Here is a 25,398-nt window from a genome sequence, read left to right as displayed (position 1 = left end):
CCTACTGCGGATCAGTGCGCCAGCGTCGACGCGGTCTCGGCCAGGGTTCTGCCCTTGGTTTCCGGGGCAAGCCACTGGGACAGCGCGGCTCCCACCAGCGCGACGCCGGCCGCGACCAGCATGCTGACGGACATCCCGAGGTGCGCGATCGACCAGGGCAGCAGGAACGTGCCCATACCCGCGCCGATCCGGCTGAACGCGGCGGCGAAGCCGGTGCCGATGCCACGGACTTCGGTCGGGAACACCTCGCCGGGGTAGACCTGGGTCAGCGTCGTGTAGCCGGCGTTGAAGAACGAGAACGCCAGGAACATGGTCAGCACCGCGATGGACGGTGCCCCGGTCCACAACCCGATCACGGCCAGCAGCACGACGCACACCCATTGCGTGGGGACAGACAGCACGCGTCGGCCGAGCTTGTCGAGCAGCAGCGCGGTGCCGAGGACGCCGAGGCATGCCAGCGCCGACAGGCCGACACCGCTGGCCAGGCCCTCACCCATGCCGTACTGCTTGAGCACCTTGTCGGCGAAGGTCGCGATGGCGAAGTACGGGGTCACAGCGCAGAACCAGAAGCCGGCCGTGAACAGGGTGGCGCGCCAGTTGTGCTTGTTGAACAGCATGCTGAACGTGCCGCTGACGACGGGTTTCTTGTCGCAGCCCTCGCTCTCGCGGGTCACGGCGGCGGCTTCGAGCACGTCCATGTACTTGTTGGCGATGGACAGCGCTTCGTCGCGTCTGCCCTTCTGGATCAGCCAGCGTGGCGATTCGGGGAGGCCCAACCGGGCCAGGAACAACCCCGCGGCGATCACGGTGCTGGAGCCGATGATGATGCGCCAGTTCAGCCCTGCGTCCATCAGTGCGTGCGCCACGATGAACGCGACCATGAAGCCGACGTACCAGGCCACCAGGGCGGCGCCGAGCAGGCGGCCGCGCAGCCGGGCCGGCGAGAACTCGGTCATCAGCGGCATGCCGATCGAATACTCGCCGCCGATCGCGATGCCCATCAGGAAACGGATGATGAGCAGCTGGATTGCCGAGGTGATGAAGAACTGGCCCAGAGCCACGAAGAACTGCAGGAATGACGCGAGCACGAACAGGCCCATGTCGATGAGGAACATGGGTTTGCGGCCGTATTTGTCGGTCAGCCAGCCGCCCACGGGGGCGCCGACGAAGATGCCGAACAGCGTGCCTGCCGCGATCAGGCCGATCATGAGGTCGTTGACCTGCAGGTCGTCCTGGATCAGGCCGGTGACGGGACCGATGATCCCCAGGATGTAGCCGTCGAGAAACATCCCGCCGACCAGAACTGCGGTGAGCCGGAACAGGAATCGGCGCCGGAATGCCGGGGTACTTACGGGTAACCCAGCGGCGTCCTTACCCGCGGTGCTCTGTGGCGAAGACATGGCTGTACTCCTCGTGTGGGTGGGCTGTGGAGGGTTTGCGGTGGCTGTTCAGATGGCCAGGCAGAGGCGGTAGGCATCGAGGATCGCGGCGTGGATGTTGCGGCTCGCGACGGCATCGCCGACCCGATAAAGGGCGTAGCGACCGTCGGGATTCGCCGTCGCAGGCTGCGGCGAGCGGGCCAGCAGTTCGCGGATCGCGATCTGGCCGAGGTTGACCGAACCGGGCAGCAGCGCCTCGTAGAGGTCGTTGTCCGGTTCGGTGCCGTGTTCGACCACGACCGCGTCGACAATGCGCTCGGTGGCGGCCTTGGCGCCTTCGACCTGCAGCCGGGCCAGCAGGCGACCGTCGTGCTTCTCGATCGACACCAGCCGGTGCAGCACCCCGGTGCTCACCTCATGGTCGGCGAACAGCGCGAAGTACTGGCCCGCCGGGGATGCGCCGACATCGACGGCGACGCTGCGCTCGGGGGTCGCGTATTCGACGGTGCCTGCCGTGCGGATCAGTGCCTCGACCGCATCCATGGCCTGGTGGCCGCCAAGGTCGTCGTAGACCAGCACGTCGCCACCCACCTTGCGGGCACCCGAGATGATGTCCCAGGTGTCGACGGCCAGCTCACCGCCGGGAATGCCGAGGTCGGGGTTGGGCAGGCCGCCGGTGGCCAGGATGACCACGTCCACCGACTCGGTGAAGGAGTCGAGTTCCGATGGGTCGACGTAGTGGTTGCGCTTGAGCTCGACGCCGAGCCGCTTGCACTCGTCGTACCGCCAATCGACGATGCCGATCAGATCGCGCCTGCGCTCGGAGACCGCGGCCAGCGCCACCTGCCCGCCGAAGCGGTCACCCGCCTCGTACAGGGTGACGGAATGGCCGCGCTCGGCGAGCACACGCGCCGCCTCAAGTCCGGCGGGTCCGCCGCCGATCACCACGCAGCGCTTGTGCTGCTCGGCCGGGGCCGGGGTGACGCGCTGCGGCAGTTGGGTTTCCCGGCCGGTGGCGGGGTTGTGGATGCACATCGCCGAGCCGTGGGTGTAGATGCCGTCGATGCACACGCTCGCGCCGACGCACGGCCGGATCCGGTCGGCGTGGCCCTCCTGCGTCTTGTTCGGCAGGTCCGGGTCGGCCATCAGCGCGCGGACCATGCCGACCATGTCGAGCAGTCCCTCGCTGATCGCATAGCGGGCCGTGGCCACGTCCGCGATGCGCGACGAGTGCATGACCGGGACCGACAGCTGCTTTTTGATCCAGCCGGCGAACTCCAGGTGCGGATTGGCCGGGGTGAACATAGGCGGGATGACCTTGGCCAGTTCCCAGTCGGTGTCGGCGTTGCCGCGGTTGACGCTGAAGAAGTCGATCCCGGCGTCCTGCATCGCGGCCGCGATCTGCAGCGCGTCGGCAGGGACCATGCCGGAGTTGTCCGGCAGCATCTCGTCGAAAGACATGCGCACGCCGACGATGAAGTCGTCGCCGACGGCTTCGCGCACGGCGTTGATGACCTGCAACGGGAACCGCATCCGGTTCTCCAGCGAGCCGCCGTACTCGTCGGTGCGGTGGTTGTGCCGGGGGGACAGGAAGCTGTCGAGCAGGTGACCGGTGTAGGCGGAGATCTCCACGCCGTCCAGGCCGCCGGCCTTGCACCGGGCCGCGGTGTCGGCGAAGTCGCGGGCGATGCGCTCCAGATCGCGGACATCGGCGACTCGGGAGAACGATCGGTGTGCCGGCTCGCGGGTGCCCGACGCCGAGAGCGCCGGAATCCAGTCGTGCGTGTAGTTGTCGGTGCGGTGGCCCATGTGCGTCAGCTGGGTCATCACCGCGGCGCCCTGCTCGTGTACATCGTCGGCGAGCGCGCGCAGCAGCGGCTCGGCCTCGTCGCGCCAGAGCTGCAGATTGCCGAACGGCGGCATGGAGTCCGGGCTGACCAGTGCGCTGCCGCCGATCATCGTCAGCGCCACGCCGCCGCGGGCCTTCTCCCGGTGGTACATGCGGTAGCGGTCTTTCGGAAGACCGTCCTCGCTGTAGGCCGGTTCGTGTGACGTGCTGACGATCCGGTTGCGCAGCACCAGATTCTTCAGCTTGAACGGCGTGAACAGCGGGTCACTCATGTTTTCGAACTCCCTTCGCCGCGGTACTCGCGGAACCACTGGAAGTACGATGCGTGATGCAAATCACCACGGACTAGTCTGTGTGATGGATCCGATCCGGAGTGATTCACAGGAAAGTTATGGTTGCGGCATGGCGGACAACGCGCATCGCCTTCCCCTCGAGGACCGGGCGGAGCTGCTGCGGATCACCCGATCGCGCCAGGTTTCCCATGGTCAGGGGGTACGGGCCCGGGTGGTGCTCGACTGCGCGGACATGGGCGTGGCCGAGGCGGCGCGGCGCGCATCGGTGAGCACCACGTCGGTGAGTCGGTGGTGGCGCACCTACCGGCACGGCGGAGTCGATGCGCTGCTGGCCGTGACCCCGCCGCAGGGCCGTCCGACGGTCACCGACGACATGCTGCGTGCCGTACTCGGTTGCTCGCTCACCGCGCCGCCGGATGGTCGCGACCGCTGGACCACCCGCGCCGTGGCCGAGGCCACCGGGGTCAGCCAGGCGACGGTGAGCCGGATCCGCCGCCAGCACTTCCCGCCCGTGACCGGCCTGGATGTCGGCGAGAAGACGCTGGTCCTGAGCTACGTCGACGTCGGCCCACTCGGCTGCACGCTCGGATTCGAACGCGAGGGTGCCGAGTCGACGGTCGCTGAACCATCGGCGATTCTGACCGACGCCGTCGAGACGGTGTTGTGTGCGGCGCTGCTTCGTCGCCCGCCCGCCGACGACGCGACCGCGTCCGACGGTGAGGCGTTCGCCCTGCTCCGGCGCGCCGAACGTGAGTGGTTGCCCGAGGCGCCGGTGACCCTCGTGGTGGACCAGCCACTGGATTCGGCTGCCCGGCGCTGGCTCACCCGGCATCCGACGGTGACGGTACTGAGCCGGCCCGGTCCGGAGTGGCCGGCGCAGCTGCACCACCTCGCCGCGCGTATCGCGCCCACCCAGCTGCGAGAGTTGCGGGCGCTGCAGGCCCGCATCCGCGATGCCGCGACGACGGCGAGGGGCGAGGAGCCGTGGACGTTCACCTGGAGCCGCGGGTTGCCCCGCGCCACGCCGCCGCCCGAACCGGTGCCCGCCGCGCCTGCCTCGGTCCAAGACATCTCCGACACCGTGGCCGCGCTGTGCTCGGCAATCGCCGAGGGCGGTCTAAGCCCCGGCGAGGCCATCTCGGTGCGCCTGATCTCGGGCCTCTCGGGGTTGTCCCGCCCGCGGACCACCGAGGTGCTGAACTATCTGGCCGAACAGGCGATCCTCGACCGTCGCGCAGGCCACCTGCGCCTGCCGACCCCCACACCGCGCGACGTGATCGAGACCTACACGGCGCGCGGTCTGCTGGGCACGGCGCTGGTGCGAACCATGGCCGCGCAACGGATCTCGCCACCGGCGTACGTGGACACCACGTTGGCCCGGATCGCGGTATGCGCCGAGCACCGGCTCGATGCCGAGACGTACGCCCTGGACATGGATCTGCAGGACCAGCTGGCGCTGGCCGCCGGGATGCCGCGAATCAGCTGGATGTTCGTGCAGCTCACCGCGCAGGTGCGGCTGTTCATCGCGATCCTGGGCCTGGACTACCGGTATCCGACCGCCGAGATCATCGCCGACGACCAGCGAATCATCGACGAGCTCCGCAGCCAGGACCCGGCGCGGGCAGTGGAGGCCTGGCGGACCAAGGTGGACAACTGCGTGCGGTACATGCTCGGCCAACTCTCCGTGGAGGATCGCCGCGCGTGACCTGCGCGCGCCGCGCGTGTACCCGAACGCTGTCGCCGATCACGAGCACCCGCGAAGAATCTGCCCCGCAGGGCAAAGGGTGTGCCCGCGAGACCGCCCTGTCCGAAGGGTTTTCGCGGGTACGCTGTGGCTGCCAACCAAGGGCAAATGCCCTCTCCGTCGAGGCGATTGACGGCCCCCGCTGTCGGATCGCTGCGAGGTCTAAGGAGCGCCAACCGTGGGATTCATTCAGGCTTTCGCAGGCGCGTTCGGCGGGACGCTCGCTGACCAGTGGAAAGACTTCATCGTTCCGCCACAGGTCGCCCCGACGGCAGCGATCTTCCCCGGCGTTCCGGTCGGGCAGAACGCCGGCCGCGGCTCCAACACCCGGGGGTCGCAGAACATCATCAGCAACGGATCGAAGATCGTCGTCCCCGAGGGCACCGGCCTTTTGACGTTCCAGGACGGCAAGATCACCGGTTTCATCGCGCAGCCCGGTGGCTACGAGTGGCGTTCCGACGACATCAACTCGCAGTCCATCTTCGCCGGCAACGGCATCGTGAGCCCGCTCGTCACGCAATCGTTCGAGCGCTTCAAGTTCGGCGGCCGGCCGGGCAGCCAGCAGCTCGTGTTCTATGTGAACCTCCGTGAGCTGCCCAACAACCGCTTCGGCACGCAGTCGGAGATCTATTGGGACGACGCGTATCTCGGCGCTCAGGTGGGTGCCATCACCCGCGGCACGTACACCATGCGGATCATCGACCCGGTCCTGTTCGCCACCCAGTTCGTGCCGTTGACGTATCTGCAGGCCAACGGCCAGGTGTTCGATTTCACCGATTTCGACAATGACGCGGCCACCCAGCTCTTCAACGAGGTGGTGTCATCGCTCGCGCCTGCGTTCTCGCACTATACGAACGACCCCAGCAAGGGCAATCGGATGGCGCGCATCCAGGGTGACTCGATCGGTTTCGCGCAGTCGCTCTCGGCTGCCGTCGACAGTGCCTACCGGTGGACCAGCGGGCGCGGCATCACGATCGTCAACGTCGCGATCGCGTCGATCGAGTACGACGAAGACACCCGCCGGCTGCTGTCCGACGTCAAGAAGGCCGACGCCCTGAGCGGTTCGCGCGGCAACTCGTTCCTGCAGCAGTCGGTCGCCCGCGGTATGCAGGCCGCAGGCGAAAACGGTGGTGGCGCAGCCGGAATCGCGATGATGGGCATGGGGATGAACGCCGCGGGCGGCGCCATGGGCGGCCTGCAACAGCCGCCGGGGCCTGCGCCGTATCAGCAGGTGCCCCCGCCGCAGCAGGGCTACGGCCAGCAGGGATACCAGCAGCAGGGCTATCCGCAGCAGGGCCAGCAGGGCTACCAACAGCAGGGGCCGCCTCCGCAGAACCCACCGCAGCAGCAGGCTCCGGCAGGCGAGGATCCGGTCGCGAAGCTTGCCCAGTACAAGAGCATGCTCGATCAGGGCCTCATCACGCAGGCCGATTACGACGCCGCCAAGGCCAGAGCGCTCGGACTGTAAGGCCATGTCCGACCCTTACGACCGCCGGTCCGGCGGGTATCCGCCAGACAACGGCGGCCAGCCCCCGCCTCCGCAGAATCAATGGCCGCAGCAAGCTCCGCCGTCGCAGCCATACGGATACGCGCAGCCCGGCGGGGTTATCCCGCGTGACCGGGCCGTCGAGGTGACCCCGCCCGGCGAATTCGCCAATGCCACATGGGATGACGTGAACCGGGCGCGCGAGGCCGAGCGCAACGCGGGCTACGGCCCAGGGGAAGCGCCTGTGGTGACCTACGACCAGCACGACGGCCCACAGGTCATCCAGACCGCGACGGACCGAGCGGACGGCCTCAACAAGTGCCCGCGCTGCGGGGCCACCGACATCGGCTTCGACATCAAGGGCAGCCAACTGGTGTGCCGATTCTGCCGATTCGCGTGGAGCGAGAAGAACGCTGCGGAGCTGTTCAACCTCAACTCGCCGATCCGGGAACTGCGCGGCCGCCAGGTCGGCTCGGCGTCCGGCAACATCATCCCGGGTGTCGATCAGGTTGTCAGCTTCAAATGCAGTGCGTGCGGCGCCGAGGTGTCGATCGACACGGCCCACGCCGTGCAGGCGCGCTGTCACTGGTGCCGCAACAAGCTCTCGGTCAACGAGCAGATCCAAAACGGCGCGGTCCCCGACGTCGTGCTGCCGTTCTCGCTGCCCAAAGCCGAGGCCGTCGCCCGCATCTCCGAATTCGTCTCGGCCCGAAAGTTTTTCGCGAACCGGCGGTTCACCGCGGAGTTCGCCCCCGAGAACGTCATGGGTGTCTACCTGCCCTACCTGATCATCGACTTCAACAGCTCGGTCGAGTTCGTGGGCTTCGGCGAGCACACCACCCGCAGCTACACCGTGCGGATTGACGACGACCGGTCCGAGACCCGATACGACTTCGACGCGTATCGCGTGGCCCGCAAGTTCGATCTCTACGTCGACGACCTCACGATCGAATCGGCCGCGGACAAGCGCGACTTCCACACCGATCGCAACACCAACAACATCATCAACTCGATCATGCCGTTCGACACCAAGAACGCCGTGCGCTACGACCCCAACTACCTCTCCGGATTCACCTCGCAGCGGCGGGATCTCGACATCGATGCCATGTTCGCACCAGCACGCCTGCAGGCCCAGGACATCGGTAGGTACCGCGCGGCCGAGACTCTGGACTTCTACGACCGCGGCGTGCGGTGGGACCAGCAGCGCATCGATGTCCACGGCGAGCGGTGGGTGTCGGCGTACCTGCCGGTGTGGCTCTACAGCTACTACGAGCGCAAGAGCAGCGGGAAAGAGCTGTTGCACTACATCGCGGTGAACGGCCGCACCGGCGAGACGATGGGCTCGGTGCCCATCAACACCACGCGCCTGTGGGTCGCCTCCGGCGTCGCCGAATTGTTCGGGCTCGCAGGGACATTCCTCTCGGCCCTGGTGTTCTGGCGGTAGGGGGCGCAGGTGGACATCTCAATGTTGTCGATGGCGCTCGACATCGTCGCGTCGAGCCATCATCACTCGTCGTCCTCGTCGTCGGGTGGCAGTGAGTGGATTCCCTTCCTCTTCCTGCTCACCGGACCGGCGTTCTTCATGTACCAGTACTCGCGCTACCGGAACAAGAACAAGAGGCACCACCACGAGCGGGAGACGCTCTCGGAGATCGCCAACATGCAGTCGATGGACCAGTTTGCGCAGAGCGTGACCAACTCGCGCGACTCCCGCATGTCGGGCGCCAACGAGCGGGAAGTCCTCGGCTAGCAGCCTGCCGTGCCGCGGTAGCGAGCCTCTGAGCAGCAAGTTCGGCATTCTCCGAAAAAATTCTCGCGGTGGGGAACAAATCCGGGAAAACCCCCGTTGACCTCATCGACAACAAGTTGAGTGAGTCAGACTCAAGTTTGGGTTGACAACCGATGGTCGGCCAGAGCAAGCTTGAGCGCAGTCCGCTCAGACCCCTATATGTCTAACAGGAGGCAACACTATGGCTCGTGCGGTCGGTATCGACCTCGGGACCACCAACTCCGTCGTCGCGGTTCTGGAAGGTGGCGACCCCGTCGTCGTCGCCAACTCCGAGGGCTCCCGTACCACCCCGTCGGTCGTCGCGTTCGCGCGCAACGGCGAGGTGTTGGTCGGCCAGCCCGCCAAGAACCAGGCGGTGACCAACGTCGACCGGACCATCCGTTCGGTCAAGCGCCACATGGGCAGCGACTGGTCCGTGGAGATCGACGGCAAGAAATACACCGCGCAGGAGATCAGCGCGCGTGTGCTCATGAAGCTCAAGCGGGACGCCGAGGCCTACCTCGGTGAAGACATCACCGACGCGGTGATCACCGTGCCCGCGTACTTCAACGACGCCCAGCGTCAGGCCACCAAGGAAGCCGGTCAGATCGCAGGCATGAATGTTCTGCGCATCGTCAACGAGCCGACCGCGGCCGCCCTGGCCTACGGCCTGGACAAGGGCGAGAAGGAACAGACCATCCTGGTCTTCGACCTCGGTGGCGGCACCTTCGACGTCTCGCTGCTGGAAATCGGCGACGGCGTCGTCGAGGTCCGTGCCACCTCCGGTGACAATCACCTCGGTGGTGACGACTGGGACGACCGCATCGTGGAATGGCTGGTCGACAAGTTCAAGGGCACGTCGGGCATCGACCTGACCAAGGACAAGATGGCCATGCAGCGGCTGCGTGAGGCCGCCGAGAAGGCCAAGATCGAACTCTCGAGCTCGCAGAGCACCTCGATCAACCTGCCCTACATCACCGTGGACGCGGACAAGAACCCGCTGTTCCTCGACGAGCAGCTGACCCGTGCCGAGTTCCAGCGCATCACCCAGGATCTGCTGGACCGCACCCGCAAGCCGTTCCAGCAGGTGATCAAGGACGCAGGCATCGCCGTTGGCGACATCGACCACGTCGTGCTGGTGGGTGGTTCCACCCGTATGCCCGCAGTTACCGACCTGGTCAAGGAGATGACCGGCGGCAAGGAGCCCAACAAGGGCGTGAACCCCGACGAGGTCGTCGCCGTGGGTGCCGCGCTGCAGGCCGGCGTGCTCAAGGGCGAGGTGAAAGACGTTCTGCTGCTTGACGTCACCCCGCTGTCCCTCGGTATCGAGACCAAGGGTGGCGTGATGACCAAGCTCATCGAGCGCAACACCACCATCCCCACCAAGCGGTCGGAGACCTTCACCACCGCCGACGACAACCAGCCGTCGGTGCAGATCCAGGTCTTCCAGGGTGAGCGCGAAATCGCTGCGCACAACAAGCTGCTCGGCTCCTTCGAGCTGACCGGCATCCCGCCGGCCCCGCGTGGCGTGCCGCAGATCGAGGTCACCTTCGACATCGACGCCAACGGCATCGTGCACGTGACCGCCAAGGACAAGGGCACCGGCAAGGAAAACACGATCAAGATCCAGGAAGGCTCTGGCCTGTCCAAGGAAGAGATCGACCGGATGATCAAGGACGCCGAGGCGCACGCCGAGGAGGACCGCAAGCGTCGCGAAGAGGCCGACGTCCGCAACCAGGCCGAGTCGCTGGTCTACCAGACGGAGAAGTTCGTGAAGGAGCAGCGTGAGGCCGAGGGCGGTTCGAAGGTGCCCGAGGAGACGCTGAGCAAGGTCGACGCCGCCATCGCCGACGCCAAGAAGGCGCTGGAAGGCACCGACATCTCCGCGATCAAGTCCGCGATGGAGAAGCTGGGCGAGGAGAGCCAGGGGCTGGGTCAGGCCATCTACGAGGCCACTCAGGCCGAGCAGGCCGCAGGCGCCAGTGCCGGAGGCTCGACGAGTTCCGATGACGACGTGGTTGACGCCGAGGTCGTCGACGATGACAGGGAGACCAAGTGAGCGAGAACGATTCGCACGAGCCGGTGACCGTCACCGACAAACGGCGCATCGATCCGACCACCGGTGAAGTACGTGAGCCGGCGCCGACCCCGGAAGGGGCGGCGCCGGCCGCGGCCGCAGCACCGGCGCCGGCCGGCGATAGCGACGAGGTCGCCGAGCTCAAGAGCACGCTGCAACGTGTGAAGGCCGAGTACGACAACTACCGCAAGCGCGCCCTGCGAGATCAGCAGCTCATCGCTGAGCGGAGCAAAGCCGGTGTCGTCACCCAGCTGCTGGGTGTGCTCGACGACCTCGACCGCGCCCGCAACCACGGCGACCTGGAATCCGGTCCGCTGAAGTCCGTCGCCGACAAGCTCGTCGGCGCCCTTGAAGGACTTGGGCTTTCCGCGTTCGGCCAGGAGGGCGACGAGTTCGACCCGTCGTTGCACGAGGCCGTGCAGCACGAGGGCGACGGCACGCATCCGGTGGTCGGCACAGTGATGCGCCGCGGCTACAAGGTCGGTGACCAGGTGGTGCGGCACGCGCTGGTCGGTGTCGTCGACACCGTGCCAGACGCCGCGTCCGGGGCCGGCACCGCCGATAACCCGGACGCCGCCGGTCCGCAGGCCGCAGAATCAGACAAATAAGACCAACTAGAGAGACGAGGTAAGGAGGTGGCGCAGTATGGCCCAGCGCGAATGGGTCGAGAAGGACTTCTATAAGGAGCTTGGCGTCTCCTCTGACGCCAGCGCCGACGAGATCAAGAAGGCCTACCGGAAACTGGCCTCCGAACTGCATCCCGACCGGAATCCCGATGCGGGAGCCGCGGAGCGGTTCAAGGCGGTATCCGAAGCCAACAGCGTCCTGTCGGACCCCGCGAAGCGCAAGGAGTATGACGAAACCCGGCGGCTGTTCGCCGGGGGCGGCTTCGGCCGCCGGTTCAACGACGGCGGCGGTGGCGGCTTCAGCGGCGGATTCGGTTCCGACGGAGCCGAATTCAACCTCGGCGACCTGTTCGACGCGGCCGGTCAGAGCGGTGGCGCGAACATCGGTGACCTCTTCGGCGGGCTGTTCGGGCGCGGTGCGCAACCGCGCCCGAGCCGTCCACGGCGGGGCAACGACCTGGAGACCGAGACCGAACTGTCGTTCCTGGAGGCCACCAAAGGCGTGGCCATGCCACTGCGGCTGACCAGCCCGGCACCCTGCACCAACTGCCACGGCAGCGGTGCGCGACCGGGCACCAGCCCGAAGGTGTGCCCGAACTGCAACGGTTCTGGTGTGGTCAACCGCAACCAGGGGGCGTTCGGGTTTTCCGAGCCGTGCACCGAATGCCGGGGCAGCGGCTCGATCATCGAGCACCCGTGTGACGAGTGCAAGGGCACCGGCGTCACCACCCGCACCCGCACCATCAACGTCCGGATCCCTCCGGGCGTCGAGGACGGGCAGCGGATCCGGCTTGCCGGGCAGGGTGAAGCCGGGTTGCGGGGCGCACCGTCCGGTGACCTCTACGTCACCGTGCATGTGCGCCCGGACAAGGTGTTCGGCCGTGACGGCGACGACCTGACCGTCGCGGTCCCGGTGAGTTTCCACGAATTGGCGCTCGGCACAACACTTTCCGTGCCGACGCTGGACGGCAAGGTCGGCGTCCGCGTGCCAAAGGGCACGTCCGACGGCCGGATCCTGCGGGTCCGTGGACGCGGAGTGCCCAAGCGCTCCGGTGGTCATGGCGACCTGCTGGTCACCGTGAAGGTCGCGGTACCGCCGCACCTCGAAGGTGAAGCGGCCGAGGCGCTGGAGGCATACGCGAAAGCCGAGCGGGCCAGCGGATTTGATCCGCGGGCCGGATGGGCAGGGAACGTATGAGTAAGCGTAAAGAGGAAGCACGCACGTTTCTGATCTCGGTGGCAGCCGAGCTGGCCGGTATGCACGCGCAGACCCTGCGCACGTACGACCGGCTCGGCCTGGTCACCCCGCAACGCACTTCCGGTGGGGGACGGCGGTATTCGGAGCGTGATGTCGATCTGCTGCGCGAGGTGCAGCGCCTGTCGCAGGACGAAGGCGTCAACCTCGCCGGCATCAAGCGCATCATCGAGCTGACCAATCAGGTCGATGCCCTGCGCGCCCGGGTCTCTGAGCTGACCCAGCAGGTTGAACAGCTCAGCGCAGGCTCCCGCCACGATGTCGGGATGACCTCCAAGGCCGTGGTGGTCTGGCAGCCCCGACGGGGTGCCCGCTAGCGATCAGGGTGCAGCGCCGACGGCTTTCGCGCCGTTGCGCGCCGCCAGGCCAACCGCCAGCCGGTACACCAGTGTCGAAGGTGGCATGTGGAAGCCTGTGCTGCTGTGCGGATAATACCGTGCTGTACAAGGTGATTCGACCTCAAGCCAGCCCGTGTGCAGGCGCTGGTGGTCTCCGTGGCGGCCATGGCCGTGATGGGTGAACTGGTGAGCGGTCAGTCCGGCCCGCCGCTCTCCGGCGGGCAAGATCGGTGCTGCCGTGCTGAGCCGCAGACAGTCGTCGCCTCGCTCGAGCGATACCGGCACCACCACCGGATAGCCATCGGCGCCGACCCACCCGAGCAACAAATGTGACAGCCGCCGCGAAATGCGCGCTGCGCGAGCACAATTGGTCCGCGCAGTGGTGCCGCCGGCTGGGGGTGACTGCGAGGCGGGCACTCCCGGCAACCGTGCGCCGTAGATCTGCGGCGAACCCGTCGCGTCAAGTGCGGGCCAGACGACGACGCGGGTGACGCTGATCGTGATCGGTACCCGGGCGTAGTAGTCGCGCAACCACCATCCCCAGAGTCCGCCGGCAGGTGCACCGTCCTTCTCGTCCCATCGGGTGCCGATGGTCGACGGAAAGTCCCGGATGGGTGCGGACACCGTGGCGTCGCCATGTACGAGTACGTACTGCGATCCGTCGGCCGAGCTGTGACGGCGGCTGTGAAATGCAACCGCCACGTGCGGGTTCCGCCGCATTCGCTCGGTCTTCTTCGCGGCTCCGAGCGAGCTGTTGACCGCGATCGTACCGGCGTGCGGACGGTGGACGGCGAAGTTCGTCATCGGCGAGATCACCACGCCCCCTGCGGGTGTCACTGTCGCGACACCGACGACCTGGTCGCCGTCGAGAATCTTGTCGATGGCTGTCGGCCACTGGACCACCATTCATATCACCTCAATTGACAAGACAGTGTGTCTCGACAAATCATTGTCGAGACACACTGTCTTGTCAAAGGGTAGATTCGCTCCGTGACCGATTCACGCTCACGGGCGCACACCGGTAGGAAGAGGAACGCGGAGGCACGGCAGGCCATCATCGACGCCGCCATCGCCGCACTCGAGGAGTCGGGTGAGGTGACCGTGCAGGGCACCGCGGCCGCAGCCGGCGTCGGCCGTCAGACGATCTACCGCTGGTGGAACGGAAAAGGACCGCTGATCGCCGAGGCCCTGGCCGAGCGGGCCGCTACGACGGTGCCCGTACCCGACACCGGAAACTTCCGCGACGATCTGGTCGAGCTATTGATCGCATCGTTCGCCGACGCGACCGCGAATCAGCGAATTCTCCGTCAGTTCATGGCACTTGCCCAACAGGATGCGGATATCGCGGCAATCGCCCCGGATTACGCGGTCATGCGCCAGGAGCCGCTGCGCAGCCTCTTCGAACGCGGCCGCGACCGCGGCGACATCTGCGTCGACGCCGATATCAACGTGCTGACCGATCTCGCCTACGGCTTTCTGTGGTACCGCTTGCTTCTCGGACATGCAGCCCTCGACGACTACGCGGCCCGGCAGCTCGCAGCCACCTTGCTCGACGGAAGCGGCCCGGCTAGCTGACCTTGATCGCGAAGGTGCTGGTCTCCGGTTGTCCCGGAACCGCCATCGGGTAGTTGCCGCGGCGCAGCGAGTCGGTTGGTGCCGCCATCGGTTCGATGCCGATCACGTCATCGTTGGCCGGGGCGAACAACTGCGCGGCCGGGTAGCCGCGGGCGAACGTCACCTCGACGCGACGGTCGCCGCCCGAGATGGCGAACACCGAACCTTCGGGAACCTGGTCGAAGCCGTGGTCCAGTTCGGTGGTCTTGAGCGGCTCGGTGCCGCCCGGCCACTCCTCGGTTTCTCCGGTCGGGATGCCCCAGTTGTCCACTGGCAGATGACGCATCGTCGGCGTCTGCAGCTGCCATTCCTCCCGCGGTACATCCGGGATCTTGAGATACGGGTGGTAGCCGTAACACAACGGCACCGACGCCGCTGTCGACGGCATCACCGTGGTGGCCACGGTGAGCGTGCGGTCCGCGAGCGTCACCGTCATGGTCAGGATGTGCGGGAACGGGAACGTCGTCAGCAGGCGCGGCTTGCCACCCCAGTCGAGGATCGCGACCAGCTTGTTGTCGGTCTGTTCGATCACCAGCCAGCCGGGATTGGCGGCGAGCACGCCGTGGATGGGCACGCCGTGCTGGTCGCTACGCACCCCCGCCACCCCGGGCGTCAGCGTCACGACCGCACCATTGATGGCATATTTACTGGCGCTCAACCGATTTGCCCACGGGTACAGGATCGGGATGCCCATCGTCTTGCCGGTGGTGATGTAGGCCTCCAGGCCGCGCCGCTGGCCGAGGAACTCCACACCGTCATCGGCCAGCGACGTGCACACCATGCCCGCGACCGGTACGTACGTCGCGGTCAGCGATGACGACGGATCACGCAGGATGACAGGTTGGTAGTCGGCCATGGCGCCAGTCTGTCATGTGCCGGTTGCGGTCACACCAATACGGTCAGTCTGTGAGTGGGTCGTGCTGGATGTGTTCAGGCGGTGCACCTCTGGCGATCAGAGCGGCTTTCGTCGCCTCCACCATGCCGGGACTGCCGCAGATCAGGATCTGGCGGTCGCCCCAGTTGCCGTAGCGGGTCACCACGTCGGGAAGCCGACCGGTCTGGCGGACATGTAGGCCGCGGGGCGGCTGCGGATCGGGATAGTCGGTGGCCCATGGCGGGTCGGTGCTGTACTCGGAGACCGGGGTCACCGAAAGCCACGGATTCGACGAGGCGATCTGCCACAGCGCTTTCAGGTCGTAGAGATCGCACGGATAGCGCCCACCGAAGAACAGGTGCACCCGGGGATTCACCCCGTGCTGGGTCATGTCCATGATCAGCGTGCGCAGCGGTGCCAGGCCGGTGCTACCTGCGACCATCAGTACGTCTTCGCCGTCGCGGTCGACCTGCATGGCGCCGTGCGGGCTGGATATCCGCCACCGGTCGCCGACGCGCGTCTCGGCGACGATCGCGGTGCTGACCATGCCGCCGGTGACCGAGCGGACGTGGAATTCGACGGCGCCCGACCGGTCTGCCGGGATGGCCGGACTGAGGTACCGCCACCGCCGCGGCCATTGCGGCACCTGCACCGTCACGTACTGGCCGGGGTGATAGAACAGCGGCTGATCGAGTTGCAGCCGAATCACCGAGACGTCGCGGGTGACGCGGAGGTGCTCGATGACGGTGCCGTCGCAGTAGGCCGGGGTCTGCTCGGCGTCGGCGGCCCCACGCATCACCCCCACGAACAACCCGACCGCCTCATGCGCGGCGTCGGCGATCCGGTCGGTGTACCCGGCGCCGAGATGCGTGCGCATGGTGGCCAGTAGCGCTTCTCGCATCGAGTCGTAATGCTGTTGCGTCACACCGTATTTGCGGTGGTCTCGGCCCAGCTGGGCCAGGAACGCCACCGGCTCTTCCGCGCGTTGGTCGATCAGTTCGCCGAACAGCCAGGTCATCGCCCGGGCGAACACCGTGCGCTGCTGGGTCATGTCGGGCGGAAACAGATCGCGCGCGGTCAGATCGGTGGCGAACCAGTGGGTGTAGAAGTCGCGGATCAGCGCGTCGGACCCGTGCTCAGGGTCGACCGCATCGCGGAGGAGCTGCAGCGCGTCACGGTCATCGAGGCCCACGCGGTCGCATTCTAAACGTGCCGCCCAGCGGGCTGCCGCAAAGCGGCCGTCACCACCAGGGCCGCACCGACGAGCACCCAACAACTCAGCACCAAGATCGCGGTGCTCGCACCCGCGCCGTCGAAAAACGCGGTGGACCGCAACAGCGTGGCGTTGGCGCCCTGGGGGAGCAGTTGCCCCGCGAAACCCCAGCCGCTGGGCAGCATCTCGGGCGCCGAGGTGAGCCCCGACAGCGGGTTGCCGATCAGGAGCGCCAGCGCTGCGCCCAGTCCCAACCCGACCTTGCCGAACAGCGAGCCCAGGCCCAGCGTGAATAGCCCGGCCGCGCCGATGCCGAGGCTCAGGCCCGCGGCCACGCCCCACAGGTTCGTCTCGATCGAGCCGAAGACGTAGTACAGCAGCGCGGCGATGGTGATACCGGCTACTCCGGAGAACACGACGGTCGCGACGAGTCGGGTCCACACCTCACGCTTGAGCGCGAGCACCAGGGCGATCGCCGGCAGCATGCCCGCCAGGGTGATGGGGAGTGCGGATGCGGCCAGGCCTGCGCCGCGGGGGTCCTTGGCCGGTGGCGGGGCCACGTCCTCGGTACGCAGTGCGACGCCCGAGTGCTGCGCGATGCCGGTGCCGACCTGGCTGAGCAGCTGCGCAACGGTGGGGCTGGCCCCAGTGGCGATCAGCATCAGCGGCCCATGTGGGCCGAAGGCTATGCCGCCGTACACGTTTCGATTGCGGATGGCGTCCCGAAGCTCGGCTTCGCCCGGGTAGTAGGTGACCGCGAAGGCGTTCGGGGCCTGCTGCTCGAGGCGCTCGGCGACCTGGCTGCTCGCCGCCTGTGGCCCTGCGGCGCCGATGGGGACGTTGTGAGGTTTGGACCGTGCCGCGGGCAGGGCGAACGCGATGGCGACGAGTGCGATCGCGGCGGTCAACAGGGCGATGATGCCGGCGGCGCGCAGCGCGGCGGGCGCACGGTGCTCGGGGGCTGCGTGGTGTGCGGGGGCGGGATAAGCGGTTGTTGTCACGGGATCAGCCTTTTCATCCAATGTTGAATTAATGAGCTGCGCCGAGCGTAACGCCGCATTGGCAACATTTCAACAGGCATTGAAATGATAGTGTTCGCGTATGGCTTCACCTGCGCAAACCCGGCGCCGCGGCCGCAGGCAGGGCGATCCGGTCTCTCGGGATGCGGTGCTGGCGGCCGCGAAAGCCCGATTCGCCGCCGACGGATATGAGAAGACCACGCTGCGGGCCATCGCCCGCGATGCCCACGTCGACCCGTCGATGGTGCTCTACCTGTTCGGCTCCAAGGCCGACCTGTTCCGCGAATCCCTGCAGCTGATCATCGACCCGGCCAACCTGGTGGCGGCCCTGGAAGGGCCCGGCGACGATGTGGGCACCCGGATGGTGCGCGCCTACCTCGACATCTGGACCGGACCGGACACCGCGGCGAGCATGCGGGTCATGCTGCAGTCCGCGACATCGAATTCCGATGCGCACGAAGCGTTTCGAGGCTTCATGCAGAACTACGTGCTGACCGCGGTGTCAGGGGTGTTCGGCGGCGGCGAACAGGCGCGGCTGCGGGCCATGCTGGCCGCGTCGAGCCTCGTGGGCGTTGCGTTGCTGCGGTACGTGATGGAGATTCCGCCACTGGCGACGGTGTCCGAGGACGAGTTGGTGCGTTTGGTGGCGCCGACGGTGACGCGCTATCTCACCGCCGACGCCGACGAACTCGGGCTGCCCGCCGCGGGCTGACCTCACTCCCGTCGATACTGCGCTATGAAGTCGGCTTCGGCCTCCTTGGCCTGCTCGATGTTCGGCAGGTGCATGCCGAACTCCACGAAATTGCGCGCCGACGAGTGGTCCATGCCCTGCTTGACCAGGGTGCTGTACACGAAGTAGTTCAGGCCCGCCTGTGCCTTCTTGATGGCGACGGCAGCGGTCCGCTGGATCTCGTGGCCCAGTTCGGACTCGGTCAGCTTGCTCGCCTGCGGGGAGAGCTGAATCTGCTGCAACTGACCACTGATCGCGGCGGTGACGCTGACCGTGCCGGGGGGATTGGTGACGACGAACAGCGGGAACAGCGTTTCCTGTTCTTCGTCGCCGGGCAGCTCGGCGTCATGGAACGCGGTGAGGTCACTGTCGGTGTCGTCCTCGGTGGCCGGTGCGTCCACGTACAGGACGTCGAAGTCGTCGTCCTCGCCGCTGGCGTCGCGCTGAGCGCCGGAATCGTGCGATGCGTCGAACGAGTCCAGGCCCGATTCGTCGTCGGCCGCTGAGTCGGGGGTGGAGAAGTCGAACGCACCCAGCCCGTCGTCGTGCGAGCCGCCCCACTCGTCGGTGTCGTCGTCGAACCGGTCGTGGTCAGCCATTGCTCAACCCCCTGAAGGCGCGGATGGGACTGTGCGGCGCGCGGCGTCGCAGCATCACGTGTACATCGTGGTGTCGAGTTCGGAGGCCTGCGCGGAATCGGTCTGGTCGTATTGCGAGGCGGCCGTGTCGAGCATCTCCGACAGGGTCGACGAGACCTTGGCAGCGGCGGTGCACGCGGCCCCTCGCGCGCCGTCGGCCGCCATCACCGCCATGTTCGTCGCGGAGCAGACGATGCCGTGCGAGCTCCACATGTTCATGGCGGTGCCCTGCGTGGCGGCGGCGGCTTCGGTGATGGCGCTCGCGGCTTCGCTTTGCTGGCTTGCCAATTCGCGCAGGTGGGCCGTGGTGACGTTCAAATTTCCCATGGGAATCTCCCTTTGATCGGAGCTCGGTTAGACCTGCTGGGTGGGCGGACGGGAGACGACGGGTGCAGCGTTGGGGTGATCAGGATCCAGTGTCACGTTGACCGGCCCGTGCGCCTGCTCGCGGTCCATGTCGAACTCGAAGTGAATCGGGGCCCGCTCGCCGGGAGCACCCGGTCCCGCCTGGGCGCCGGCCAGTTGGGCGTCCTCGGGCGTGGCGTCGCCCTCGGCCTTGTCGCCGTCTTCGTCCTTGGCGTCTTTGTCCGGGTCCTTGCCGTCTTTGTCCTTGGCCCTGTCTTTTTCGTCGGCGCCGGGCTCTTGGGCCTTCTGGTTCTGGGCGTTCTGCGCGGCCTGCGCACCCTGCTGGGCAGCCTGGCCGATCAACGAACCGAGCGCGCTGCCGAGGCCGCTGAGCAGGCCACTCGGCGAGCCGCCGCCGGACGCACCGCCGCCAGGCAGGCCACCCGGTACTCCGCCGGACGATCCGGTGGACATGCCGGCCGGCGTCGCGGCCCCGGACCCCTGGCTGACCGGGGCACCGCCACCGCTCCCGCCGCCGCTGCCGGTGCCTGCGCCCGGGTTTCCCCCGCCGCCACCTCCGCCGGTCCCGCCGCCGCTGCCGGTCCCGCCGCCGCTGCCGCTGCCCGCGCCATAACCGCCGCCCGGATACATGCTCTCGCCGCTGCCCGGTGTCGCGTTGTCACCGAGCGGGGTCTGGTTGAGCCACGGGGGTGTCTGGGACTCGGGCTTGCCGTTGGGGTCCTTTTGATGCGGTCGGCGGTTACCGCGGGTCGACGGCGAGAACGACGGCGAGCCATCGAGTTTGGCGTTGGACGCAACGTCGCGGTAGGAATTGGCGGCCTGCTGGATGGCCTGCGCGTTCTGCATCGAGTTGCTCACCATGTTGGCCATCGCCGGTGTCGCGATGGCCATGCCGCCGGCCACCGCGGCGATCTGAATGGCGACCGAAATCGCCTCGCCGCCAAGTGGATCGGCCATCGCGATGGAGGCAGGCAGAATGGCGAGCTGGAGAATGGTTGCGGCACTGTTGAGTTGCTGCACCGTGACACCCAGCTGCTCGGCTTCCTGGGCCAGGACCTGTGCGACGTTGCTGTCCGTCTCGGCCAGGGTCTGCATCCGGCCCTGTTGCTTGACGTTCTGCTTGGAGTAGGCGCTCGCGCCGCCACCCTCCCAGCTGTCGTCGGGCGCTGCCGAATCGAGGGACTGACCGACGTTGTCGAACTGGTCGGCGCCGTCGGCGAAGCCATCGCCCGTGTCGGGGCTGCCGTTGCCGCACATCTCGCTCATGCCGTTGATGACTTGCAGGCCCGCGTCGATGATCGGCGTCTCCGGTGCCTTGGAGAAGAACTGCCTGCCGATGTCGATGAGGTTGCCGAGGCCGCCGGCCAGCCCGCCGAACGTGCCGCTGAACATGTCCTTTACGTCGCTGACGACGTCGGAGACGGTGTCGGTGATGTCCTTGACGTCCGAGACGATGTCTTTGATGTCGGAGACGATGTCCTTGGCGTCGTTGAACGCGTCTTTGATCTTGCCGAAGATGCCGCCGCCGTGGCCGCCCTCGTTGCTGGGGTGGTGGCCGCCGGGATTGTGGGGATGGTGTCCACCGGGGTTCGGGTGGTGGCCGCCGGGATTGTGGGGATGGTGCCCGCCGGGGTTGGGGTGATGTTCGCCTGGATTCGGCTGGTGCCCACCGGGATTGCGCGGATGGTGCCCGCCGGGATTGGGGTGGTGCCCACCCGGATTCGGGTGATTTCCCGGCCTGTGTGGAATCCTCGGCGCCATGTGGCAACGCCCCCTCTCGTCGAAAACGAGGCTAACAGCGCATCGGTGGGCACAAACGCACCAATTCGCCGCGACGGGAGAGGCCTACGGTGAACGCTACCAGTGAATTTCCAGGTAATTCACAGGAACCCATACCGTTCGACCGGCCTGCTAGAGCGCGTGAATCCCCTTGTACAGCACCAGAAGTCCGATCACCACGAGGATTCCCGCCACGAGCACCGCATGTTGACGCTCCATCCAATCCTTGACGCGGGCCAGTAGTGGGTCCAGGCGCTCGCCCGATACCGCGTAGCCCAGGATCGGCAGTGCCACTGTCGAACTGGCGATCACCACGTAATAGATGACGGCCGGCCACGCCCGGTGCTGCCCCAGCCCGGCGCTACCGATCGCCAAACCCGCTGCGGCACAGATGAAGAGCACCTTGGGATTGACCGCCGTCAGCGCCGCGGCCGTGACTGCCGCACGAGGCGGGCTCAACTTGCTCATGCTGCTCAGCCAGGCCGGCGTGTGTTCGGACTTGGCCCGGGTGAGCCAGCGGTAGACGCCGAAAACGACGAGGGCGACGCCGATCACGATGCGGAGCCACGACGCCCATCTCGGCGCCTTGTCGAGTCCGCCGAGCAGGTTGGACACCTCGACGAACACCGCCGTCAGGACGAAGAGCCCGACGAGCCAGCCGGCGAGGAACGCCAGTCCGGTCGGCCGGGGCCGTGGGGTGTGTAGCACCAGCACCGCGGGAATGATCGACAGCGGTGACAACGCCACCACCAGTGCCAGCGGGATGAGTTCGGTGAGCACCGACCCCCAGCTTTCGGACATGGCGCACTCTTTCGGTGTTCGCAGGATTCGTCGGGGACGCTAGCCACGATGTGGCGGCGGGTTTTCAGTGTCGGTCAGGTGCCTTCGAATTGGTTTCGCCCCAGGGTGTCGACGAACGTCGGGCCGCGGGCGTCGAGTTCACGTCGGTATTCGTCGGCCCAGCCGCCGAACGGGTGGTGCGCCAGATATTCGTTGCGGAACCGGTCATCCTCGGACACCTCGGTCACGCAGAACGCGGGGATCGCGAGGTCGACAACCGGGCCGCCGCGTTCCACCTCGGACAGCACGAGCGGGGTGTTGGCACCGAGAAACCGGTCGATGATCCAGCCGTCTTCGCCCAGCCATGCCGAATACCGGACCTTGGCCACCACATGCTCGGCCCGCCGCACGATCTGTCCCGCGACCATCGGATCGAGTTCGCGTTCGGCCTCATAGCGGGTACCGCCCACGGCGGGGCCTTTGGCGGTCATGGTCCCTATCGACTCCTCGCCGAGTGCCTCGACGAGCTCGCCGGGCGTGGTTTGCAGGTCGGTGGGCGCGGGGCCCTGCACCCGGACCCGGACCGCGTATCCGTCGGCCGAAAACAAGTAGGCCTGCACGATCAGGGCAGGTGTGGGATCCGACGCCGCCACGGCGGGCAATTCGCGGACGAAGAACTTCCGCTCGTATTCGAAGTCACCGAAGCCGGATTCGGACATGCGTAGACGGTAGCCCGGTACTGCCGGAACGGCGTGGACCTTGGTCGATTACCGGCGTCGGTCACTGCGGGCGCGTCGATCGGAAATTGACCGAAAAATTTTCAGACTTGAGCGGAACAGACTCAACCTTGACTACGTTGTACATCGCGACAAGCATTTTCTGTATCCGAAAAGGGAGGTGTCGTGGACTCGTTCAACCCGACGACCAAGACTCAGGCGGCGCTGACCTCAGCGCTGCAGGCGGCCAGCTCTGCCGGCAACCCGGAGATCCGGCCCGCCCACCTATTGATGGCACTGCTCACTCAGAATGATGGCATTGCCGCACCCCTGCTGGAGGCCGTCGGTGTCGATCCCGCGACGATCCGGGCCGGAGCGCAACGGCTGCTCGACCAGCTGCCCAGCGCCAGCGGCGCCAGCTCGCAACCGCAGCTCAGCCGGGAATCGCTGGCTGCGATCACCACAGCCCAACAGCTCGCGACGGAGATGGACGACGAATACGTCTCCACCGAACACCTGATGGTCGGCCTGGCCACCGGTGACTCCGAGGTCGCCAAGCTGCTGAGCAACAACGGCGCGTCGCCGCAAGCCCTGCGGGAGGCGTTCACCAAGGTCCGCGGCAGCGCCCGCGTCACCAGCCCCGATCCCGAAGGCAGCTACCAGGCGCTGGAGAAGTACTCCACCGACCTGACCGCCCGCGCCCGGGAAGGCAAGCTCGATCCGGTCATCGGACGCGACAACGAGATTCGTCGCGTCGTTCAGGTGTTGAGCCGGCGTACCAAGAACAACCCCGTGCTCATCGGCGAACCCGGCGTCGGCAAGACCGCGATCGTCGAGGGTCTCGCCCAGCGCATCGTCGAAGGCGATGTGCCGGAAAGCCTGCGGGACAAGACCGTCATCGCGCTCGATCTCGGATCCATGGTGGCCGGTGCCAAGTACCGCGGTGAGTTCGAGGAACGCCTCAAGGCCGTCCTCGACGACATCAAGAACTCGGCGGGCCAGGTCATCACGTTCATCGACGAGCTGCACACCATCGTCGGCGCCGGTGCCACCGGCGAATCCGCGATGGACGCAGGCAACATGATCAAGCCCATGCTGGCCCGCGGTGAGCTGCGGCTGGTCGGTGCCACCACGCTCGAGGAGTACCGCAAGTACATCGAGAAGGACGCCGCCCTGGAGCGTCGCTTCCAGCAGGTGCTGGTCGGTGAACCGTCCGTCGAGGACACCGTCGGCATCCTGCGTGGCCTCAAGGACCGCTACGAGGTGCACCACGGCGTGCGCATCACCGACTCCGCGCTGGTCGCCGCGGCGACCCTGTCGGACCGCTACATCACCAGCCGGTTCCTGCCGGACAAGGCCATCGACCTGGTCGACGAGGCCGCGTCGCGGCTGCGCATGGAGATCGACTCCCGGCCTGTCGAGATCGACGAGGTCGAGCGGCTGGTCCGTCGTCTCGAGATCGAGGAGATGGCGCTGTCGAAAGAAGAGGACGAGGCCTCCAAGGAGCGGCTGGAGAAGCTGCGCGGCGAGCTGGCCGACTACAAGGAGAAGCTCGCCGAGCTCACCACCCGGTGGCAGAACGAGAAGGGCGCCATCGACGTGGTCCGCGAGCTCAAGGAGCAGCTGGACACGTTGCGCGGCGCGGCCGATCGCGCCGAGCGTGACGGCGACCTGGCCAAGGCCGCCGAGCTGCGGTACGGACGGATCCCCGAGGTCGAGAAGAAGCTCGACGCGGCGCTGCCCGTGGCCGAAGCCCGCGAGAACGTGATGCTCAAGGAAGAGGTCGGCCCCGACGACATCGCCGAGGTGGTCGAGGCCTGGACCGGTATCCCGGCAGGCCGGATGCTCGAAGGCGAGACCGCCAAGCTGCTGCGCATGGAGCAGGAGCTGGGCAAGCGCGTCATCGGACAGGCCGAGGCGGTCGTCGCGGTGTCGGACGCGGTGCGCCGCAGCCGGGCCGGCGTGGCCGATCCCAACCGGCCGACGGGCTCGTTCATGTTCCTGGGCCCGACCGGTGTCGGCAAGACCGAGCTGGCCAAGGCGCTGGCAGAATTTCTGTTCGACGACGAGCGGGCGATGGTCCGCATCGACATGAGCGAGTACGGCGAGAAGCACTCGGTGGCTCGGTTGGTCGGTGCGCCTCCCGGATACGTCGGCTACGACCAGGGTGGTCAGCTGACCGAGGCGGTGCGGCGGCGTCCGTACACCGTGGTGCTGTTCGACGAGATCGAGAAGGCCCACCCGGATGTGTTCGACGTGCTGCTGCAGGTGCTCGACGAGGGCAGGTTGACCGACGGTCAGGGCCGTACGGTCGACTTCCGCAACACCATCCTCATCCTGACCTCCAACCTGGGCGCCGGTGGCACCCCGGAGCAGGTCATGGCAGCGGTGCGGGCGGCGTTCAAGCCGGAGTTCATCAACCGGCTCGACGACGTGCTGATCTTCGACGCACTCAAGCCCGACGAGTTGGTCTCCATCGTCGACATCCAGCTCCAGCAGCTCGACAAGCGGCTGGCGCAGCGCAGGCTGTCGCTCGACGTGTCGCTGGACGCCAAGAAGTGGCTGGGTGACCGTGGTTTCGACCCGCTCTACGGCGCGCGGCCGCTGCGCAGGCTGGTGCAGCAGGCCATCGGCGATCAGCTCGCCAAGAAACTGCTGGCCGGTGAGGTGCACGACGGCGATGTGGTGCCCGTGAACGTCAGCGAGGACGGCGAGAGCCTGGTCCTGGGCTGAGTTCACTGCCGAGCAGACGCAGACTCGCACTTTTCATCAAGGAAATGTGCGAGTTTGCGTCTGCTGGCGGGAAGAGAAACCGCACGTAACCGGGTTGTGACCTTAGTTAGTTCGAGCAACC

General features: G+C 67.0%; 22 protein-coding genes. 11 read left to right on the top strand and 11 right to left on the bottom strand.

Annotated features, from left to right (window positions below; all coding sequences use genetic code 11):
* Positions 1-11: 11 nt before the first annotated feature.
* Both BST13_RS17935 and BST13_RS17930 read right to left on the bottom strand, forming a co-directional pair.
* Positions 12-1,400: an MFS transporter gene (locus BST13_RS17935; protein ID WP_083165373.1), complete on the bottom strand. Its 1,389-nt coding sequence runs from the start codon at positions 1,398-1,400 to the stop codon at positions 12-14.
* A gap of 48 nt (positions 1,401-1,448) precedes the next feature.
* Positions 1,449-3,500 carry an NADH:flavin oxidoreductase gene (locus BST13_RS17930; RefSeq protein WP_083165372.1) on the bottom strand — a complete coding sequence of 684 codons (2,052 nt, stop codon included), beginning with the start codon at positions 3,498-3,500 and terminating at the stop codon, positions 1,449-1,451.
* Positions 3,501-3,630: 130 nt separating this feature from the next.
* Here BST13_RS17930 and BST13_RS17925 point away from each other — a divergent pair, with 130 nt between their 5' ends.
* The 8 genes from BST13_RS17925 (at position 3,631) to BST13_RS17890 (ending at position 12,794) form a co-directional block, all read left to right on the top strand.
* Positions 3,631-5,226 (top strand): FCD domain-containing protein, encoded by a 1,596-nt coding sequence (locus tag BST13_RS17925; protein ID WP_083165371.1) that lies wholly within the window; start codon positions 3,631-3,633, stop codon positions 5,224-5,226.
* Positions 5,227-5,443: 217 nt separating this feature from the next.
* A complete protein-coding gene (locus BST13_RS17920) occupies positions 5,444-6,733 on the top strand; it encodes an SPFH domain-containing protein (protein ID WP_083165370.1) in 1,290 nt (429 codons plus the stop codon).
* 4 nt (positions 6,734-6,737) lie between these two features.
* The gene (locus BST13_RS17915; RefSeq protein WP_245839712.1) at positions 6,738-8,195 is read left to right on the top strand and encodes a TFIIB-type zinc ribbon-containing protein; all 1,458 of its coding nucleotides are present in this window, start codon (positions 6,738-6,740) and stop codon (positions 8,193-8,195) included.
* Between the two features lie 9 nt (positions 8,196-8,204).
* Positions 8,205-8,501, top strand: coding sequence for a growth/differentiation factor (locus BST13_RS17910; protein ID WP_083165369.1), 297 nt, complete (start codon positions 8,205-8,207; stop codon positions 8,499-8,501).
* Between the two features lie 220 nt (positions 8,502-8,721).
* Entirely contained in the window at positions 8,722-10,578 is a 1,857-nt protein-coding gene (gene dnaK / locus BST13_RS17905; protein ID WP_083165368.1) for a molecular chaperone DnaK, read from the top strand.
* Positions 10,575-11,204, top strand: coding sequence for a nucleotide exchange factor GrpE (grpE, locus tag BST13_RS17900; protein WP_083165367.1), 630 nt, complete (start codon positions 10,575-10,577; stop codon positions 11,202-11,204). The genes dnaK and grpE overlap by 4 nt, the downstream gene beginning before the upstream one ends.
* 37 nt (positions 11,205-11,241) lie before the next feature.
* Positions 11,242-12,420 (top strand): molecular chaperone DnaJ, encoded by a 1,179-nt coding sequence (gene dnaJ, locus BST13_RS17895; RefSeq protein ID WP_083165366.1) that lies wholly within the window; start codon positions 11,242-11,244, stop codon positions 12,418-12,420.
* Complete coding sequence (locus tag BST13_RS17890) at positions 12,417-12,794, top strand: heat shock protein transcriptional repressor HspR (protein WP_029373903.1); 378 nt, start codon at positions 12,417-12,419, stop codon at positions 12,792-12,794. Before dnaJ ends, BST13_RS17890 begins: the two co-directional genes overlap by 4 nt.
* 3 nt (positions 12,795-12,797) lie before the next feature.
* On the opposite strand, the gene BST13_RS17885 is transcribed toward BST13_RS17890, so the two are convergent.
* Positions 12,798-13,721 carry a pyridoxamine 5'-phosphate oxidase family protein gene (locus BST13_RS17885; protein ID WP_083165365.1) on the bottom strand — a complete coding sequence of 308 codons (924 nt, stop codon included), beginning with the start codon at positions 13,719-13,721 and terminating at the stop codon, positions 12,798-12,800.
* A gap of 84 nt (positions 13,722-13,805) precedes the next feature.
* Between BST13_RS17885 and BST13_RS17880 the strand changes: the two genes are divergently transcribed.
* A complete protein-coding gene (locus BST13_RS17880) occupies positions 13,806-14,390 on the top strand; it encodes a TetR-like C-terminal domain-containing protein (RefSeq protein ID WP_158087161.1) in 585 nt (194 codons plus the stop codon).
* Here the strand turns inward: BST13_RS17880 and BST13_RS17875 are convergent.
* Genes BST13_RS17875 through BST13_RS17865 form a run of 3 tightly spaced genes read right to left on the bottom strand, consistent with a single transcriptional unit; the run spans position 14,383 to position 17,517 of the window.
* A complete protein-coding gene (locus BST13_RS17875) occupies positions 14,383-15,285 on the bottom strand; it encodes an aldose 1-epimerase (protein WP_083165363.1) in 903 nt (300 codons plus the stop codon). The two genes, BST13_RS17880 and BST13_RS17875, sit on opposite strands and share 8 nt — an antisense overlap.
* Before the next feature lie 43 nt (positions 15,286-15,328).
* A complete protein-coding gene (locus BST13_RS17870) occupies positions 15,329-16,495 on the bottom strand; it encodes an FAD-binding oxidoreductase (protein WP_083165362.1) in 1,167 nt (388 codons plus the stop codon).
* Positions 16,496-16,506: 11 nt separating this feature from the next.
* Positions 16,507-17,517: a hypothetical protein gene (locus BST13_RS17865; RefSeq protein ID WP_083165361.1), complete on the bottom strand. Its 1,011-nt coding sequence runs from the start codon at positions 17,515-17,517 to the stop codon at positions 16,507-16,509.
* Positions 17,518-17,617: 100 nt separating this feature from the next.
* Here BST13_RS17865 and BST13_RS17860 point away from each other — a divergent pair, with 100 nt between their 5' ends.
* Positions 17,618-18,247: a TetR/AcrR family transcriptional regulator gene (locus BST13_RS17860; protein ID WP_083165360.1), complete on the top strand. Its 630-nt coding sequence runs from the start codon at positions 17,618-17,620 to the stop codon at positions 18,245-18,247.
* Positions 18,248-18,249: 2 nt separating this feature from the next.
* Here BST13_RS17860 and BST13_RS17855 read toward each other — a convergent pair whose 3' ends face one another.
* The 5 genes from BST13_RS17855 to BST13_RS17835 all read right to left on the bottom strand — a co-directional run bounded on the left by BST13_RS17855 (position 18,250) and on the right by BST13_RS17835 (position 22,547).
* Positions 18,250-18,864 (bottom strand): hypothetical protein, encoded by a 615-nt coding sequence (locus tag BST13_RS17855; protein WP_083165359.1) that lies wholly within the window; start codon positions 18,862-18,864, stop codon positions 18,250-18,252.
* Between the two features lie 54 nt (positions 18,865-18,918).
* Positions 18,919-19,230, bottom strand: coding sequence for a type VII secretion target (locus BST13_RS17850; RefSeq protein WP_083165358.1), 312 nt, complete (start codon positions 19,228-19,230; stop codon positions 18,919-18,921).
* Between the two features lie 27 nt (positions 19,231-19,257).
* Positions 19,258-21,030, bottom strand: a complete 1,773-nt coding sequence (locus BST13_RS40205) for an EspA/EspE family type VII secretion system effector (RefSeq protein WP_142282802.1) — start codon at positions 21,028-21,030, stop codon at positions 19,258-19,260.
* 150 nt (positions 21,031-21,180) lie between these two features.
* The gene (locus BST13_RS17840) at positions 21,181-21,849 is read right to left on the bottom strand and encodes a GAP family protein (protein WP_083165357.1); all 669 of its coding nucleotides are present in this window, start codon (positions 21,847-21,849) and stop codon (positions 21,181-21,183) included.
* A gap of 74 nt (positions 21,850-21,923) precedes the next feature.
* Positions 21,924-22,547, bottom strand: coding sequence for a CYTH domain-containing protein (locus BST13_RS17835; RefSeq protein WP_083165356.1), 624 nt, complete (start codon positions 22,545-22,547; stop codon positions 21,924-21,926).
* 183 nt (positions 22,548-22,730) lie between these two features.
* On the opposite strand from BST13_RS17835, the gene clpB reads away from it, so the two are divergent.
* Positions 22,731-25,277: an ATP-dependent chaperone ClpB gene (clpB, locus tag BST13_RS17830; protein ID WP_083165355.1), complete on the top strand. Its 2,547-nt coding sequence runs from the start codon at positions 22,731-22,733 to the stop codon at positions 25,275-25,277.
* The last annotated feature ends 121 nt before the right edge of the window (positions 25,278-25,398 follow it).

Source organism: Mycobacterium aquaticum (genome assembly GCF_002086485.1).
GTDB lineage: Bacteria > Actinomycetota > Actinomycetes > Mycobacteriales > Mycobacteriaceae > Mycobacterium > Mycobacterium aquaticum.
This window is presented reverse-complemented; position numbering and strand designations above follow the sequence as displayed.